Below are 16,259 nucleotides of genomic sequence, written 5' to 3'. Positions count from 1 at the left end.
TCACCTAAAAATGGAATCTTTCAGGACCTATCTAAATAGAGATGAAAAACCATTAATTATTTTTGACGGAGGTACTGGAACATCATTTCAGAACTTAAATCTTACTGCAGATGACTTTGGAGGAAAAGAATTAGAGGGATGTAATGAAAACCTTGTTTTATCATCGCCGGAGATAGTTGAGAAGGTTCATAATTCATTTTTAGAAGCAGGTTGTCATGTTATAGAAACTAATACATTTGGAGCCTCCTCAATAGTTCTTGATGAATATGATATTGCGGATAAGGCTTATGAGATAAATAAAACTGCCGCATTTATAGCAAAAAAAGCTGCCGCCAAATACTCATCAGTTGATAAACCAAGGTTTGTAGCAGGTTCAATTGGCCCAACAACTAAATTACCCACCTTAGGACATATAGAATTTGATGAATTAAAGCAATCATATAAAGAACAAATTTATGGTCTTATAGATGGAGGAGTTGATCTTCTTTTGATTGAAACTTGTCAGGATGTTTTACAAATTAAATCTGCCTTATTAGCATCAAAAGAAATTCTTAAAAGTAAAAATATTGAGATACCTTTAATGGTATCTATAACAATGGAAACAACAGGTACTATGCTTGTTGGATCTGATATTGCTTCTGCATTAACAATATTAGAGCCATTTAATATAGATATCCTTGGACTTAATTGTGCAACTGGTCCTGAGCAAATGAAGGAACATATTAAATATTTGTCTGAAAATTCTCCCTTCGCTATAAGCTGTATTCCCAATGCAGGTCTTCCTGAAAATATTGGTGGTGTAGCTCACTATAGATTAAAGCCAATAGAATTAAAGATGCAGTTAATGAATTTTATATATGACTTTAATGTTCAATTAATAGGTGGATGTTGTGGGACAACACCTGAACATATAAAATACCTTTCTTCAATAATTGATGAAATTATCGATAATGAAAGGAATAACAATAATGGAAAAGAAATTTCAAACGGTTTTACTCCATCTGCCTCATCAATATATAACTCTGTGCCATATAAACAAGACAATTCAATTTTGATAGTAGGAGAAAGATTAAATGCAAGTGGATCGAAAAAGGTAAGGGAGTTATTAAATAACGACGATTGGGATGGCTTAGTTGCAATTGCCAAGCAACAGCAAAAAGAAAACGCTCATGTTCTTGATGTAAATGTCGATTATGTAGGCAGAGACGGGGTGAAAGATATGAAAGAAATAACTTCAAGACTAGTTACCAATATAAATTTACCATTAATGATTGACTCTACAGATGCTGACAAAATGGAAAGTGGATTAAAGTCAGCTGGTGGTAAATGTATTATAAATTCAACCAATTACGAAGATGGCAATGAAAGGTTTGATCAAGTTCTAAATTTAGCCTTAGGGTACGGATCAGGTCTTGTAGTCGGAACAATTGATGAAGATGGAATGGCAAGGAATTCAGAAAAAAAATATAAGATTGTCAAACGAGCGATTAATAGAACAAGAGAATGTGGTTTGTCAGATTATGAGTTATTTTTTGATCCATTAGCTTTGCCAATATCTACAGGGATAGAAGAAGATAGATTAAACGCTAAAGAAACTATTAGTGCTATATTAAAAATTCGTGAAAATTTCCCAGATATTCATATCATACTTGGGATATCAAACATAAGTTTTGGTCTTTCACCATTATCAAGAATTAATCTAAATTCAATATTTTTAGATGAATGCATTAAAGCAGGATTAGATTCTGCTATCATCGCACCAAATAAAATTTTGCCATTATCAAAAATTTCTGAAGAAACTAAAAAGCTTTGCCTAGATTTGATTTATGATAAAAGAAAATTTGAAGATGATATTTGTATTTATGATCCATTAGTAGAATTAACAAAGGCTTTTCAAGATTTATCTATTCAAGATTTCAAAAAAGCATCTTCAGAAAATAAAAACCTTACTCTTGAAGAAAGTCTGAAAAATCATATTATTGATGGAGAAAAAATAGGATTAGAGGATCAATTAAATAAAGCGTTAAAAAAATATAAACCTCTTGAAATAATTAATACCTTTTTACTAGATGGGATGAAAGTTGTAGGAGATTTATTTGGCTCAGGTCAAATGCAATTACCATTTGTACTCCAATCCGCTGAAACAATGAAATTTGCGGTTTCAATTTTAGAACCACATATGGAAACTGTAGATGAAAATATATCAAATGGAAAACTCTTAATTGCGACTGTCAAAGGCGATGTACATGATATTGGAAAAAATTTGGTAGATATAATACTTACTAATAATGGTTATGACGTTATAAATCTTGGAATAAAGCAAGATGTTTCAGCAATTATAGATGCACAAAAGAAGCACAATGCAGATTGCATAGCTATGAGCGGATTACTTGTTAAATCAACTGCATTTATGAAAGATAATTTAGAGGCTTTTAACAATGAAGATATTAGTGTACCAGTAATATTAGGAGGCGCAGCCTTAACCCCAAAATTTGTAAATGAGGACTGCAGCAAAATATATAAAGGGAAAATATTGTACGGAAAAGATGCGTTCACTGATCTTAAATTCATGAATGAATATATGGATAATAAAAAAAAGGGTAATTGGTCAAATACAGAGGGTTTCATAAACAATAAGGGTATAAATATTAATTTAGCCTCACCAAAATCCAACTCTCAAGCTGTTAAAGAATCAATATCAATAAATACCGAGACTTCCAAATTAAATTTAAAAGAAAATTTTATAAGATCTAAATTTATAAATGAAGAAGAACCAATTAAAGCTCCTTTCTTGGGAACGAAAGTCTTGAACGACGTTGATATAGATTTAAATAAATTAATTTTTTATTTAGATACAAAAGCTCTATTTAGCGGACAATGGCAAATAAAAAAAGGAAAAAACCAAAGCGTAGATGAATACAATAACTATTTGGATTCATATGCTAAACCATTGTTAGATAAATGGTTAGAGACAATTATAGAAAAAAAACTTATTTCACCCAAAGCAGTTTATGGATATTTCAAGTGCGGGAGAAAAGATAATAGTATTTTCTTATTTGATAAGAAATCATTAAATAAAATTTCTCAATTTAATTTTCCAAGACAAAAATCTGGGAATAATCTATGCATAGCTGACTTTTATTGTGATTTGAAAAATGATAAACCGATAGATATATTTCCTATGCAGGCAGTAACCATGGGCGATATTGCTAGTGAATATTCTCAAAAATTATTTAAAGAAGATAAATATAGCGATTATTTGTTATTCCATGGACTTACAGTGCAATTAGCAGAAGCTCTAGCTGAGTATGTCCATGCATTAATTCGTATTGAATGTGGTTTTAGATCTGAAGAACCATACAAAAATAGAGAAATACTAGCTCAAAAATATAGAGGAGCTAGATATTCATTTGGTTATCCTGCATGTCCAAAAGTATCTGATTCAAACATACAATTATCATTGTTGGATGCAAAAAGAATAAACTTGACCATGGATGAATCTGAACAACTCCATCCAGAACAAAGTACTACAGCTATCATTTCATTACACTCAAAAGCTAAATATTTCAGTGCTTAAGCTGAATTTTTAGTTGTTTTCTAAATATTCGATAATTTCTTCCTGCAGTTCTTCCATCATTTCATTATCACCCAGATCAAGTCCCTCACCCGCGGCATCCTGTGTTAACTCAAGATAATATGAAGCACCATCACTAGATAAAAATTCTAATGCGGAAGTTTCATCACTATCTTTAAAAGCTTCATAAAGGGCTTTAAATGCAATGTTTTCAGTAAAGTCCCAATCCATAATGAAAAAAACCTTATTAGAATTATTACCTCCTTACCCCCCATACTCGTCAACCTTTTTTAAAGAAATGTTGGTGTTTTATTATTATTAAAAAACCTATGACCATAAATAATCAAAATCAGTTAAATGTCCTTGGAGAAGAAATTGAGATTTGTAGTTGCGCCCCTATGACAGGGTGGTTCAGAGATGGATTTTGCAACTATGACAAAAATGATGGAGGAAATCATTCCATATGTTGTGTAATGGATGATAATTTCCTGAAATATAGTAAATCACAGGGTAATGATTTAATAACTCCCATGCCTATTTATTCCTTCCCAGGACTAAAGGATGGTGATCATTGGTGTATTTGTCTTGATAGGTGGAAGCAAGCATTATTAGACGGTCTTGCACCAAAAGTCATATTAGAATCAACGAATATTGTAGTCTTAGAATCAGTACCTCTGGAAAAATTGAAAGAATATCAATTTAATAAAAAATAATTACAAGTTTATTTTTTTTTTTAAAATGATAATGATAAATTTTTTTAAATGAGTTTAGAAATATATTGGAAAAAAGCGCTAGAACAAACTCGATTATCAATTGATGATGAATCATTATATCCTCTCAAAACTGATATTATTACAAGAGATTTATATGTAAAAGACGACTTCATAATTAGGAAACTCGATACTTCAAAATTTAATAAAAAAAAAATTTATGGTCCTAAGCAAAATCCATTTTGTCCTTGGGAAAAGATACTAGAAATTGATAAAATTGGTGATAATCATCAACTAATATTAAATAAGTACCCTGTACAAAAAGGTCATATTTTACTTATTACAAATGAATGGAAACCTCAAAATGGATGGTTAGATATTAAGGATTGGAGAGCGATCCAACAAGTTAATAAAGATACTAGTGGATTATGGTTTTTCAATAGTTCTCCAATTGCGGGAGCAAGTCAACCTCACAGGCATTTTCAACTTCTGCGTAGATCTAAAGGTGAGGTAACATGCCCTAGAGAAAAGTGGTTTTTAGAGATGAACTCAAATCAAGATCTAGATAGTAAGCTTAAAAAAAATATTATTGTATCCAAATTTAATTTTTTAGAAAATCCATCATGTCTTTTTGAATTTTACTTAGAATTATGCAACAAATTAGGGCTTGGGGATCCTATTGTTGATAAGAAACCGATATATCCTTACAACATTTTAATAACTAATAAATGGATCGCTATTATAAAAAGAAAGTATGATCATATTCATGGTTTCAGTATTAACGGTTTAGGATTTGCAGGATATCTATTAGTAACTGAAAATTCAAATATTAATTATTTAAAGAAATTTGGTCCTGAAAAACTTTTAGAAAGTTTTGTTTGAATACTAGTTAGTTACTTCAACTTCTTTATCCCTGCTTATTTGGCTTTCTAGAACTTCTATGGATGCTGTCACCGAGGCAATTTTACGTTCAAGTGAATCCTTAATATAATTGAGCATTTCTAATTGCTTATGTTGATAAAAACTCTTTTTTTCATTAGATGACTTGAAAAAACAATTAATCATTTTTTGCACTAATTATATAAAGATACTTAATTGACTCGTGAGATAAAAATAAATTGGTTTTAATTTAAAAACAATATTCCGTATGGACTTTCAATATTTTTTGAATAAAATTAAATAAATTCCATACTATTCAAGAAAATATTATTGAATATTCCTGAAAATTCAAATACGAAAAGAATTTCAATTGATTTACCTGAGGAACTAATTTCCAGGTTTGATCAATTACGAAAAGAGTGGGGATTTAGAGCAAGAGGACCTGTAATAGAAAAGATACTTAAAGAACTTCTCCAAGAAGATGATTTACTACCTAAGAACCAACAGCAAGAAATAGACTTTAACGAGAATAAAAATAATGAAAATATAAATATTGATGAAGATACTGCATTGGTATTAATTAAATCAGACGTAAAAAAAGAAGTTAATGAGATATCTTTGAATAAAAGATTTACAAATAACAATCAATATAAAGAAAAAGCCAACTCAAACATAAGCCTTCCCAATTTTGTTGAAAAAAAAGTAAAGAATCTCAGAAGAAGTATTAATAGTGAAAAATTAAAGGAGAATATTAATGATATTCAAATTAATACAATTAAAGAAACTGAATTAATAAAATGTCGAATTGAGTTAATTAGTCATTGGAAAACCTTATATGGATCAGTTCCTAATGATCATGTAGTAGAAGCTTCGATGGATTGGTTTGAAAAGGATATATGGCCTAATCTTGATGGGACTGAAAATCTACCCTTTACGTGGAGTGCAGCCAATAAATTAATGTCAGAATTATGCCCATTTTGGATAATGAAAAATCCATCCCTTGAAATTGTTTTATTAATGATTGGCGTTTTAGAAGACCCTTTTGCTACATCAGATCTGATAAATAGAATACCAACACTTATGAGAAGATTTGTAAGTAGATTTAAGCGAAATAATATATCTAATTCATTTGAAACTTTGGACTCAACAATGACAGTACATGGAGCACTTAAATTATTGAATTTATCAACATCCGCAGGATCTGCTCATACTTTCCGTAAAATTAGGGAGGCCTATAAATCAATAGCCTTAGAGACGCATCCAGATGCAGGAGGATCAACAGATCAAATGAGAAAATTAAATGAAGCGTATCAATTGCTAAAAAATCTATATAGAAATTAGTATACTAATTCTCAAATAAGACTTTTCATAAGTCTACTTAATAGTCTCATATAAGATTAATGTTAATTTACTTTTGCTCATTTTCATAAATTATTTTTATTCAATCTTAAAGAAACATAAATGATGTATAAATGAAATTAAAATTAAATTTATTTTTTAAAAAATATTTGTATAGTATTTCTTATATAAGACTTATTATAAGTCTATAATTTAGTCTCAATATAGATAATTAAGATAAATTAATTAATCAATTTGAATGAACCATCTCCAAACTGATTAATTCTTGGGGAAAATTAAAAGTTGATTAATAAACCTATAAATTATGTCCTTTTAATGTCCAGGAAATTAATAAAGGCTAGAAAAGCTTGCTATTACTGGAATTTGTGTCCTGTTGTACTGCCTTAAAGACAGTACTACTTAGATTGAAGCTTCTCAATGACAGTTTGCCTATCAATACTAGGGACATCACTTAATCCATTAGCATCAAACCAAGGGGCGCTAGCCCAATCAAAACCATCGCCAAAAGTATTATCTGGTGCAGTTATATACCAGTGACATGATGCATCTGGTACGTCAACAGCACATTTTGACCAATCATCTGACCACTGAGGGACTTGCACCCACAGCACTGAAGATAGAAGTAGAGACAGTAGATTAATCATGAGCTTTAATCATACAACATTAATTACTTTTATAGGATTATTATCTATCTTATATAAGAATTATATATAGACTTATTTTAAGTCTCATATAAGATTAGCGATACATTTAATTCCTCAATTTAGTGTTAAAACATTTTTCAACATTAGAAATGATATGTGAATGTATTGATGTAATGTCAGAGTCCAGTAATGTTTTTTCTTTATCTCTATAAGATAATCTAAATGTATAACTTATATGATCATCTCCAAATTTAGTATCTTCAAAAACATCAAGTAAATTTACATCCTCTAAGAGATTTTTTCCAGTTTTTCTTATTTGTGATGTTATTTCGCTAATTAGAAATTTCTTACTGAAAACAAAATTTATATCCCTTTCCATTTTTGGAACAATTGGGTATTGCTTATATATTGGAATCCATTTATTTTTTCTTGTACTAGCTCCCAAGAGGTTAGAAACGTTTATGTTAAATAAATAAACTTTTTTTAATGACTTCTTTTCTAATATTAGTTTGGGATGTATTTCACCAAAATAACCTGCATCTTTTCCTTCAATAACTAATTTTGCTGTTCTTCCTGGATGAAGAAAATAAATTGAATCAGTAGGTTTATCATCAATTTTTATGTTCAAAGATGATAGAGCCTCCTTTAACTTTCCTCTGGCCTGGAAATAATTAAGATCGTTATCCTTCCCCGAATTTGTCCATTTTCCAAATTTTTTATTTCCATAAATCGCACCATTCAAAACTTCTTCTTGAATGAACTCAGTTTTCTTTTGAAAAACATTTCCAATTTCAAATATATAACAACTTGCTTGTCCAGCTTTTATATTGCGGTTCACTATCTCCAAATGTTCTTTCCAGATATTATCTCTAAGACAGCTTGTTTCTAATAACAAAGGATTAGAAATCTTTATGAGTTTTTCATCATCTTCAGGAACAAGAGAGTAGCTTAGTACCTCGTTAAAACCATTTTCTATAAAACCATTTTTTACTTTTCTCAATGCCAACTGTTCTGATGACAATTTTCCAGGCTTAATTGGATTAGGAAGTTTTAAGTCGAATCTGTCATACCCTATTAATCTTGCTATTTCTTCAATTAAATCTATTTCTCTTGTTAAATCATGAGATCTATTAGGAATTACTGCTACATCCCAGCCATATTCTTTATTCTTTAAAGTACAACCTATGAGTGTTAATTTATCAACTATTTCATTATCAGATAAATTTCTTTTTTCAAATTGATCGTTAATAATTAGTGGACCAAGAATTTTATGTATTCGATTTCTCCGTAGTTTAATAAATATATCCTCATTACTTATTAAATTTGAAGTATTGATGATTGGTGAATTAATAGAAAAATATTCTTCCAAAAGATTAATTGCCCTTGTTACTGCACTTATTGTATTTTTTGATGAAATCCCTTTTTCATACCTGCTGCTAGATTCTGTTCTTATGCCAGCCGCCTTGGAAGATTTTCTTATAGCAACTGGATTAAAAACAGCGCCTTCAAGGTAAATAGATGAGGTAGTATTACTTACAGAAGTCTCTAAGCCGCCTATAACCCCTGCAATAGCTACTGGTTTATCACAACAAGTAATAACTGTGATATTTTCATTTAAATCATATTCTTTACCATCTAAGCAAATAAGGCTTTCGTTATCCTTACCATTTCTTACAGAGAAATCTTCTGGAGAAACTTCCTTACCAATTAAGTTTGACAATTTATCTTTATCAAATGCATGCAAAGGTTGACCTTGTTCTAATAGAATATAATTTGTCAAATCAACTAAAAGATTAATAGATTTTATACCTGATTTTTCTATACGGTCTTTAAGCCAATTTGGCGATAATTTCTCTCCATTTACTCCATCAATGCAGCTTATTGTATAAATGCAATTAGATTCTATAGCCTCTGGACAAAGTTTAATTCCCTTAAGTAAATGAATATTGTATTTATGGTTTAATTCTGGAAAATTTAAGGTGGATTCTAAAAGGGCAGAAATTTCACGGGCTATACCTATAACAGACATTCCATCAGGTCTATTAGCTGTAATGGCTAAATCATATATAAAATCATTTAATTGAAGCAAGTCAGACCCTGGAGTGCCTAATTCATGTTTTAGGGCCAAATCTTCATCAATGATCTCTATCCCTTCGCTAGAGTCCTCTAAACCCAGTTCTTGCAGTGAACATATCATTCCTTCACTCATGACACCTCTAATTTCACTTCTTTTAATAGTTAAATCAACTGCATTTAATTTCGCGCCGACAGTAGCAACATAGACATAAATATTTGGTTTAATATTGCGCGCACCACAGATAATTTGTAAATTCTTTGAATTACCAATATCGACTTGGCAAATTGAAAGTTTGTCAGATCCTTCGTGTTTTAAAACAGATAATACCTTTCCTAAAACAACACCATTTACATTTTTTGAACAATCTTCTAATGATTCAACCTCAAATCCACCAATAGATAATTTCTCAGAGAGATCTTCAGGAGTAGAAGTAATTTCTACTAAATTTTTCAACCAATTTTGAGAAACTTTCATATATATTTTTTAATCAATGATGAGAAAAGAAATAAGTATATCTTCAAAAAAGTTTGTTGAAGATGTACAATAGAAAATTATACAATAAAGTATTAATTAAAATGGCCAAAAAAGGGACAAGAGTTGTAGTGACCCTGGAATGTACTGAAGCTAGGACAAGCACAGATCCTAAGAGATCAAATGGTGTCTCAAGATATACTACTGAAAAGAATCGTAGAAATACAACCGAAAGATTAGAACTAAAAAAGTTTAATCCTCACTTAAACAGAATGACAATTCACAAAGAAATTAAGTAATCAAATCAAATCATGCCTAATTCAATTTTTAAAAAACAATTATCACCTATCAAACCGGGAGATCCTATTGACTATAAGGATGTAGAACTACTAAAAAAATTCATAACTGAGAGGGGCAAAATCCTACCAAGAAGAATGACAGGTTTAACCTCTAAGCAACAAAGAGATCTCACATTAGCTGTTAAGAGAGCCAGAATTGTAGCTCTTTTACCCTTTGTTAATCCTGAAGGATAATTTCATATTGAATATAGTTGGCAATATAATTAATATTTCAAATATTTGAAAGATTTAACTGATTTAAAAACATATATTATTGACTCTGATGATCCACATGAGGTTGATGACGCTATTTCATTAGAAATAAAAGAAGGAAATAAAAAAAATTTATGGATACATATTAGTAATCCATGCAAACTCTTTTTGCATGACTCTAATGTTGATTTAAATGCAAGAAAGAGAAATAGCAGTTTATATTTAATTGATCAATATGTCCCAATGCTTCCTAAGGATATTCTTGAAAAGGCAAATCTAGCTCAAAATAAAGTTTCAGAAACTATTAGTGCAGCAATAGAATTCAATGACGACGGATCAATAAATAAATATGAAATAACTGAAGCAATAATAAAACCAAAATATCAATTAACATATGAAGATGCAAATGAAATATTAGAAATAGAACCCAAAGAAGAAATAGAATTAATTGAGATTAAAAAATTATTAGAAAAAAGTATTAAATTTAGAAAGGAACAAGGAGCAATTATTTTTGAAAGTCCTAATAATAAAATTAAATTATATAAGAATAAGATTATACTAACTAAATTAGAGAAAACAATATCACAAATTATAATTGCAGAATCAATGATATTAATGGGTTATGTAACAAGTTTATTTATAGATAAATATGATTTAGCAGCTGCATTTAGGATTCAAAAAATAAACTGCAATCCATCTGAAATTCTCAATAAATATAATGATAGTGATATTAAATATATAATATTAAAACAATATATGGGAAGAAGTTACATAACTACTAAGCCTGGAATCCATGAATCGTTAGGCCTTAAAATGTATGTACAATGTACATCACCACTAAGAAGATATCTTGATTTAGTTATACAAAGGCAAGTTTATAACAAAATTAATAATTACGAAGTTCTTAGTAAAGAAACAGTCTCTTCGATTATTGATTATTCAAAAAATAGACAATCAGAAAATAATAATATATTTAAAAATGATAAATTTAAGTATTTAAAATTATTTTTTAAGAATGAAAAAAAAGCTTTTTATAAAATTATTTTCGTTAAGTGGATTAATCATAAAAAAAATATTGCTTTAGTTTATTTTCCAGATTATTCACTAGAAATACTTATTACTCTTTTTGTATCAATAGAAATATACAGTAATAAAATATATAAAGTTAAATATATTATAAATGATAGTAATCTTTTAGAATTTATTTATTAATAAGATAATCAATATAATGGGTTGTTATTAGTTTAAAAAATATCTGTTAGTATAAATAAAAAAGCTTTATGACTTTTGTCATTACTACACCTTTATACTATGTTAATGATAAACCTCATTTAGGAAGTGTATATACAACAATAATTTGTGATTCAATAGCTAGGTATAAAAGGCTTGTAGGTGAAGAAGTTATTTTCATAACTGGTGTTGATGAACATGGTTTAAAAATACAAAGAACAGCTAATGAAAAGGGTATTGAGCCAAAGTCACATTGCGATGAAATCTCAGAAGTCTTTAATAATAATTGGAAAGATTGGAATATATCCTTTGACAAATTTATAAGAACAAGCTCAAAAAATCATGAATTTGTTGTTAATGAATTTTATGAAAGAGTAAAAGCATCAAACGATATCTATATGGGAGTTCAAAAAGGTTGGTATTGTGTCGGTTGTGAAGAATTTAAAGATAATCCAGAAAATTCAACAACATACAAGTGTCCAATACATCAAAAAAATCTAGAATGGAAAAATGAAGAGAATCTCTTTTTTAGGCTTTCAAAATATCAAAAAGAAATCGAGAAAATAATCAACGAACCTTCTTTTATAGAGCCAATAGAAAGAAAGAATGAAATAATAAATTTTGTTTCAAGAGGTTTAAAGGATTTTTCAATTTCAAGAACAAATGTTACGTGGGGAATTCCAGTCCCTGGTTACGATAACCATACCTTTTATGTGTGGTTTGATGCTTTACTTGGATATGTAAGTGCTATTAGTTCTGATGCGACAGAACATTCATTGGAAAAATCAATTAATGGAGGATGGCCAGCTGACGTTCATTTAATTGGTAAGGATATTCTGAGATTCCATGCTGTATATTGGCCTGCAATGCTCATTTCTGCCAAAATGAAAGTTCCTAAAAAGGTTTTTGGGCACGGATTTCTTACAAGAGAGGGTCAAAAAATGGGTAAAAGCTTAGGAAATGTACTGGACCCTGATTTATTGCTTACAAAATATGGAAATGATCCTGTAAGGTGGTACCTCATTAAAGACATATCATTAGGCAATGATGGAGATTTTCAAGATAAAAGATTTGTTGACATCATCAATAATGACTTAGCTAATACTATTGGTAATTTATTAAATAGAACATCATCTATGTCCAGAAAATGGTTTGATAATAAAGTGCCAAATAATGAAAAATTTTTGAGTGAAAATAAATTAGAGAATTTCGCCAAAATTGCAGTTGAAAACTATATTTATAACTTTGATAACTACAAATTAGATTTAGCAGCTAATGAAGTACTTAGCCTAGCAATTAAAACAAATTTGTATTTGAATGATAATCAGCCATGGGTGCTAATAAAAGAGAAAGATAATCTACCTCTAGTTAAAGAAATTATTTATAACGTTTTAGAAAGTACCAGAATAATAGGATTATTACTACTACCTTTATTGCCCGAATTATCTATAAAAATCAATGAACAACTTGGCTCTATATACAGAGAGGAAATTCCTTGGAAAAAACAATTAATTTGGGGATTATTAGTTAGCAACTCAAGTCTTCCTAAACCCGCTCCAATCTTAAATAAACTTGAGTATGAGCAAAAATTATAGATTAATAATTTTCCTTCCATTATTTATGCTTGGTTGCGCCCCAAATGTAATTGATGCAAATAAAGTTATACAAAAAATAGACAGTTTAGATATGACTATATTCTCTAAAAGTGGAGATAAAATATATTCTATTACCAGTCCAAATTCAAGTTATGACAATATTGAATTAAAATTCGAATTAAAAAAACCTACTATTAATATTCTTAATGGGAATGAAACTAAATATATTATTAGTTCAGAAGAATCTACTTTATCAGACAATAATAAACTCTTGAAATTAAAAGGGAATGTTAAATTAAAAACTTTAAAAAATAATGAAGATATTTTAAATGCTGATAATTTTATTTGGAATATAGAAAATACTAACTTTCTATTAGAGGGAAATATAAGATATGAAAATCAAAACATCATCTTAAATTCAGGAAAAGCCATATTGGGTTCAGATAACATAATTGAATTTTTCAATCCAGTAAAATATATTATTAAAGATAAAAATAACGAAAATAAGTACGAAATAAACTCAGAAAATGCTTTCTATAATTTAAATACAGAATCAGTAAGCTTTGAAGCAAAAGATAAAAGAATTAAATCAATAATATATTTTTAAATTTTATTATTTGAGAAAATATTATTAATTTTTTTGGACCAGTTATTAATCCATTTTTCATCAGATTTCGTAAAACACTTTGCACTCCAGCCTCCTATCAATATGAAAGCCTTATTATTTATAGGTACAATTAAAATAGAAGGAATTTCAGCGCAAAAGTTATAAAATTCATCTCTTCCAGGATAAAATTTAGTGTTTGCTAATGATATTAATTTCATATCTTTAATAGATCTCAGACAAGTTTCCCCGGGTTTAAAATCATTACCTGAAGTGATACCCCTCCTCAATATATTAACGCCATCATTGTGGATTAATATTGCTGCTGCTGCTGTAGAAGTTAATATCGCTTCAGAACCCCATGCAAGTTCATCAATAACTTCATCCGGCATGTTTCTATCAAAGAGAAACTTATTTTCTCCTTTTAAAACAGCTTTCTCACCAGCTATGGGTTGGAATTGTTTAAATAAAAAACCTATCAATATAATAATTAACGAAGCAATTGCAGCTAACACTTGTGCTCTTTCAAGCTCAGGAGTGATTGTTTTTATTGAAATGAAATTTGCTATCTGAAAAATAAAGAGTATAACACCGACTGATATTAATGATTTCCCATTGAATCCCATATTTTAAATATGTTATTTCTAATTAAATTATGCAAATATTATATTGTTTAGTAGATTTAAAATTACTCAAACATATGGTTTTTAATATATAATTAACCAAAACGTCTCAAAATGAAACTAAACATCAATAAATATATACTTTCCCTTATCTTTACTGGCTTTATTTTTATTCTTATCCCTTCTACTACATACGCAAATGAAATTAATACTATAAATAAATATTTTGGTATTACTCAACAGAAGACTGTTATAAATTACGAAAAAAGTCAGCCTTCATCTATCGACAACCCTGTAGTGGATCCAAATTTTAACACTATGAGATCAAAAGATACTGAGAGTTCAACTGCTACTTATATAGTTATAGGTTTGTTAATTGCTGCCACAATCATTCCTCTAGCAACATGGTGGTATTTCTCTAAATAAAAGAGAATTTATGAATGCCAAGGATTTAAATATTAGTGAATTTTCATCTCATATAGTTTTTATTACAGGGGGGACAAAGAGTGGGAAAAGTGAATTCGCGGAGCATCTTGCAAAGGAGGTAAAGAAATTATCATATGTTGCCTTATCTGAAAACAATTTGGATGATAAAGAATGGCAAGATAAAATTAATTTACATCGAAAAAGAAGGCCAAAAGATTGGAAATTAATAGAAACTACAGATCTATTAAATACATTAAGGAATGAAGAAGGTCCATTATTAATAGATTCTATTGGGGGATTCGTTATGAAAAGTATTGGCAAGGAACAAAATAAATGGTCAACAAAAATTAATTCACTTATAAGTCTCTTAATAAAAAGAAAAAGCATAACAATTATTGTTGGAGAACAAGTAGGTTGGAGTTTGGTCTCTGAATATAAAATTGGTAATACATATATTGAGAGAATCGGCGAACTTCAAAAGAGAATAACAAAAATATCAAAAGATAATTGGCTGGCCATAAACGGCAGAGCAATCAAAATAGATGAAATAAGTATTGAAATACCTACTTAAAATTGGAAGTCGCTCTTTTTGAACCTAGAATCCCGCAAAATACTGGTAATATTGCCAGATCATGTGCTGCATTTAATATACCTTTAAATCTTATAGAGCCCTTGGGTTTTAAGCTAGAAGATAAATATTTAAAAAGAGCAGGATTAGACTATTGGCCTCTAGTTACTGTTAATCAGTATGAGAATTTTGAAAATTTTTTAGCGTCAAAATCAACAAAAAGAATAATTTCTTTTAGTAAAAAAAATGGATTATATTTGAAGGATTTTAAATTTAAGCAAGATGATATTTTGCTATTTGGGAGAGAAGATTTAGGATTACCCGATTCCATTATTGATAAAAGCGACTTTTTATTATCAATATTTATGCCGAATATACAGACTGGAAACAATGATCAAAAAGGTGTTAGAAGTCTAAACCTTTCTGTAGCATGTGGAATTGCTATATATGAGGCCCACAAACAAATAAATTTTCAAAATGGTAATTAAGTACAACCAATGCCTTACAATATTCCCATGTCTCGGTAGCTCAGCTGGTTAGAGCGGCGGATTCATAGCCCGCAGGTCGCGTGTTCAAGTCACGCTCGAGACATTTTCAATACTTTTCAATTGAACAACATAGGAGAAATTTTAATTTAATTAAATTATTAAAGACAATAATGGTTAATTCACTCGGCACAGTCTTAGATCCAAAAAAATCTAAAACAAAATATCCAGAAGCAAGAGTTATAGTTCTTGATGACAATTTTAATACGTTTCAGCATGTCGCAAATTGTCTTCTAAAAATAATCCCAAGCATAAGTGAACAAAGGGCATGGGATCTAACCATTAAAGTTGACAAGACAGGATCTGCAGAGGTATGGAGAGGTAATCTTGAACAAGCAGAGCTATATAATGAGCAACTAATCAGCAAAGGATTAACAATGGCTCCAATTGAGAAAACATAAAA

General features: G+C 29.3%; 17 protein-coding genes and 1 tRNA gene. 14 read left to right on the top strand and 4 right to left on the bottom strand.

What is annotated here, in order from left to right; genetic code table 11:
• Positions 1–10 precede the first annotated feature (10 nt).
• Positions 11–3,577 (top strand): methionine synthase, encoded by a 3,567-nt coding sequence (gene metH / locus BS621_RS09110; RefSeq protein WP_077142609.1) that lies wholly within the window; start codon positions 11–13, stop codon positions 3,575–3,577.
• 9 nt (positions 3,578–3,586) lie between these two features.
• On the opposite strand, the gene BS621_RS09105 is transcribed toward metH, so the two are convergent.
• Positions 3,587–3,805 (bottom strand): hypothetical protein, encoded by a 219-nt coding sequence (locus BS621_RS09105; RefSeq protein ID WP_032517111.1) that lies wholly within the window; start codon positions 3,803–3,805, stop codon positions 3,587–3,589.
• A gap of 98 nt (positions 3,806–3,903) precedes the next feature.
• On the opposite strand from BS621_RS09105, the gene BS621_RS09100 reads away from it, so the two are divergent.
• The 3 genes from BS621_RS09100 (at position 3,904) to BS621_RS09085 (ending at position 6,504) form a co-directional block, all read left to right on the top strand.
• Positions 3,904–4,287 (top strand): DUF2237 family protein, encoded by a 384-nt coding sequence (locus BS621_RS09100; protein WP_025923183.1) that lies wholly within the window; start codon positions 3,904–3,906, stop codon positions 4,285–4,287.
• A 48-nt stretch (positions 4,288–4,335) separates the two neighbouring features.
• Complete coding sequence (locus BS621_RS09095; RefSeq protein ID WP_077142608.1) at positions 4,336–5,166, top strand: DUF4922 domain-containing protein; 831 nt, start codon at positions 4,336–4,338, stop codon at positions 5,164–5,166.
• A gap of 327 nt (positions 5,167–5,493) precedes the next feature.
• Positions 5,494–6,504 (top strand): molecular chaperone DnaJ, encoded by a 1,011-nt coding sequence (locus tag BS621_RS09085; RefSeq protein ID WP_077142606.1) that lies wholly within the window; start codon positions 5,494–5,496, stop codon positions 6,502–6,504.
• A gap of 413 nt (positions 6,505–6,917) precedes the next feature.
• On the opposite strand, the gene BS621_RS09080 is transcribed toward BS621_RS09085, so the two are convergent.
• Positions 6,918–7,166, bottom strand: coding sequence for a hypothetical protein (locus BS621_RS09080; RefSeq protein ID WP_077142605.1), 249 nt, complete (start codon positions 7,164–7,166; stop codon positions 6,918–6,920).
• A 106-nt stretch (positions 7,167–7,272) separates the two neighbouring features.
• The gene (gene pheT / locus BS621_RS09075; protein ID WP_077142604.1) at positions 7,273–9,717 is read right to left on the bottom strand and encodes a phenylalanine--tRNA ligase subunit beta; all 2,445 of its coding nucleotides are present in this window, start codon (positions 9,715–9,717) and stop codon (positions 7,273–7,275) included.
• A 101-nt stretch (positions 9,718–9,818) separates the two neighbouring features.
• Between pheT and rpmG the strand changes: the two genes are divergently transcribed.
• From rpmG to lptC, 5 genes are all read left to right on the top strand, one after another.
• Positions 9,819–10,013, top strand: a complete 195-nt coding sequence (gene rpmG / locus BS621_RS09070) for a 50S ribosomal protein L33 (RefSeq protein ID WP_002805540.1) — start codon at positions 9,819–9,821, stop codon at positions 10,011–10,013.
• Positions 10,014–10,025: 12 nt separating this feature from the next.
• A complete protein-coding gene (gene rpsR, locus BS621_RS09065; protein ID WP_002806014.1) occupies positions 10,026–10,247 on the top strand; it encodes a 30S ribosomal protein S18 in 222 nt (73 codons plus the stop codon).
• Between the two features lie 45 nt (positions 10,248–10,292).
• The gene (locus tag BS621_RS09060; RefSeq protein ID WP_077142603.1) at positions 10,293–11,477 is read left to right on the top strand and encodes a ribonuclease catalytic domain-containing protein; all 1,185 of its coding nucleotides are present in this window, start codon (positions 10,293–10,295) and stop codon (positions 11,475–11,477) included.
• Between the two features lie 68 nt (positions 11,478–11,545).
• Positions 11,546–13,090, top strand: a complete 1,545-nt coding sequence (locus tag BS621_RS09055; protein ID WP_077142602.1) for a methionine--tRNA ligase — start codon at positions 11,546–11,548, stop codon at positions 13,088–13,090.
• Positions 13,074–13,697: an LPS export ABC transporter periplasmic protein LptC gene (gene lptC, locus BS621_RS09050; protein WP_225866701.1), complete on the top strand. Its 624-nt coding sequence runs from the start codon at positions 13,074–13,076 to the stop codon at positions 13,695–13,697. Before BS621_RS09055 ends, lptC begins: the two co-directional genes overlap by 17 nt.
• On the opposite strand, the gene BS621_RS09045 is transcribed toward lptC, so the two are convergent.
• Positions 13,694–14,320, bottom strand: a complete 627-nt coding sequence (locus BS621_RS09045; RefSeq protein ID WP_077142601.1) for a cofactor assembly of complex C subunit B — start codon at positions 14,318–14,320, stop codon at positions 13,694–13,696. The genes lptC and BS621_RS09045 overlap by 4 nt on opposite strands.
• Before the next feature lie 111 nt (positions 14,321–14,431).
• Between BS621_RS09045 and BS621_RS09040 the strand changes: the two genes are divergently transcribed.
• From BS621_RS09040 to clpS, 5 genes are all read left to right on the top strand, one after another.
• Positions 14,432–14,743 (top strand): fusion glycoprotein F0, encoded by a 312-nt coding sequence (locus BS621_RS09040; protein WP_077142600.1) that lies wholly within the window; start codon positions 14,432–14,434, stop codon positions 14,741–14,743.
• Positions 14,744–14,753: 10 nt separating this feature from the next.
• Positions 14,754–15,314, top strand: a complete 561-nt coding sequence (locus BS621_RS09035; protein ID WP_077142599.1) for a bifunctional adenosylcobinamide kinase/adenosylcobinamide-phosphate guanylyltransferase — start codon at positions 14,754–14,756, stop codon at positions 15,312–15,314.
• Between the two features lie 2 nt (positions 15,315–15,316).
• On the top strand, positions 15,317–15,799 hold the full coding sequence (locus BS621_RS09030; RefSeq protein ID WP_077142598.1) for a tRNA (cytidine(34)-2'-O)-methyltransferase: 483 nt from the start codon (positions 15,317–15,319) through the stop codon (positions 15,797–15,799).
• A 29-nt stretch (positions 15,800–15,828) separates the two neighbouring features.
• Positions 15,829–15,902: transfer RNA gene (locus tag BS621_RS09025), tRNA-Met, on the top strand.
• 67 nt (positions 15,903–15,969) lie between these two features.
• Positions 15,970–16,257, top strand: a complete 288-nt coding sequence (gene clpS / locus BS621_RS09020; RefSeq protein WP_077142597.1) for an ATP-dependent Clp protease adapter ClpS — start codon at positions 15,970–15,972, stop codon at positions 16,255–16,257.
• Positions 16,258–16,259 lie beyond the last annotated feature (2 nt).

Origin of the sequence: Prochlorococcus sp. RS04, assembly GCF_001989455.1 — a bacterium.
In the GTDB taxonomy this organism is placed as follows: domain Bacteria; phylum Cyanobacteriota; class Cyanobacteriia; order PCC-6307; family Cyanobiaceae; genus Prochlorococcus_A.
This window is presented reverse-complemented; position numbering and strand designations above follow the sequence as displayed.

Coding starts and splice junctions, on each gene's coding strand:
- BS621_RS09095 (WP_077142608.1), top strand. CDS start 4,336: ATGAGTTTAGAAATATATTGGAAAAAAGCGCTAGAACAAACTCGATTA.
- BS621_RS09045 (WP_077142601.1), bottom strand. CDS start 14,320: ATGGGATTCAATGGGAAATCATTAATATCAGTCGGTGTTATACTCTTT.
- BS621_RS09105 (WP_032517111.1), bottom strand. CDS start 3,805: ATGGATTGGGACTTTACTGAAAACATTGCATTTAAAGCCCTTTATGAA.
- BS621_RS09035 (WP_077142599.1), top strand. CDS start 14,754: ATGAATGCCAAGGATTTAAATATTAGTGAATTTTCATCTCATATAGTT.
- rpmG (WP_002805540.1), top strand. CDS start 9,819: ATGGCCAAAAAAGGGACAAGAGTTGTAGTGACCCTGGAATGTACTGAA.
- pheT (WP_077142604.1), bottom strand. CDS start 9,717: ATGAAAGTTTCTCAAAATTGGTTGAAAAATTTAGTAGAAATTACTTCT.
- clpS (WP_077142597.1), top strand. CDS start 15,970: ATGGTTAATTCACTCGGCACAGTCTTAGATCCAAAAAAATCTAAAACA.
- BS621_RS09040 (WP_077142600.1), top strand. CDS start 14,432: ATGAAACTAAACATCAATAAATATATACTTTCCCTTATCTTTACTGGC.
- BS621_RS09055 (WP_077142602.1), top strand. CDS start 11,546: ATGACTTTTGTCATTACTACACCTTTATACTATGTTAATGATAAACCT.
- lptC (WP_225866701.1), top strand. CDS start 13,074: ATGAGCAAAAATTATAGATTAATAATTTTCCTTCCATTATTTATGCTT.
- rpsR (WP_002806014.1), top strand. CDS start 10,026: ATGCCTAATTCAATTTTTAAAAAACAATTATCACCTATCAAACCGGGA.
- metH (WP_077142609.1), top strand. CDS start 11: ATGGAATCTTTCAGGACCTATCTAAATAGAGATGAAAAACCATTAATT.
- BS621_RS09100 (WP_025923183.1), top strand. CDS start 3,904: ATGACCATAAATAATCAAAATCAGTTAAATGTCCTTGGAGAAGAAATT.
- BS621_RS09080 (WP_077142605.1), bottom strand. CDS start 7,166: ATGATTAATCTACTGTCTCTACTTCTATCTTCAGTGCTGTGGGTGCAA.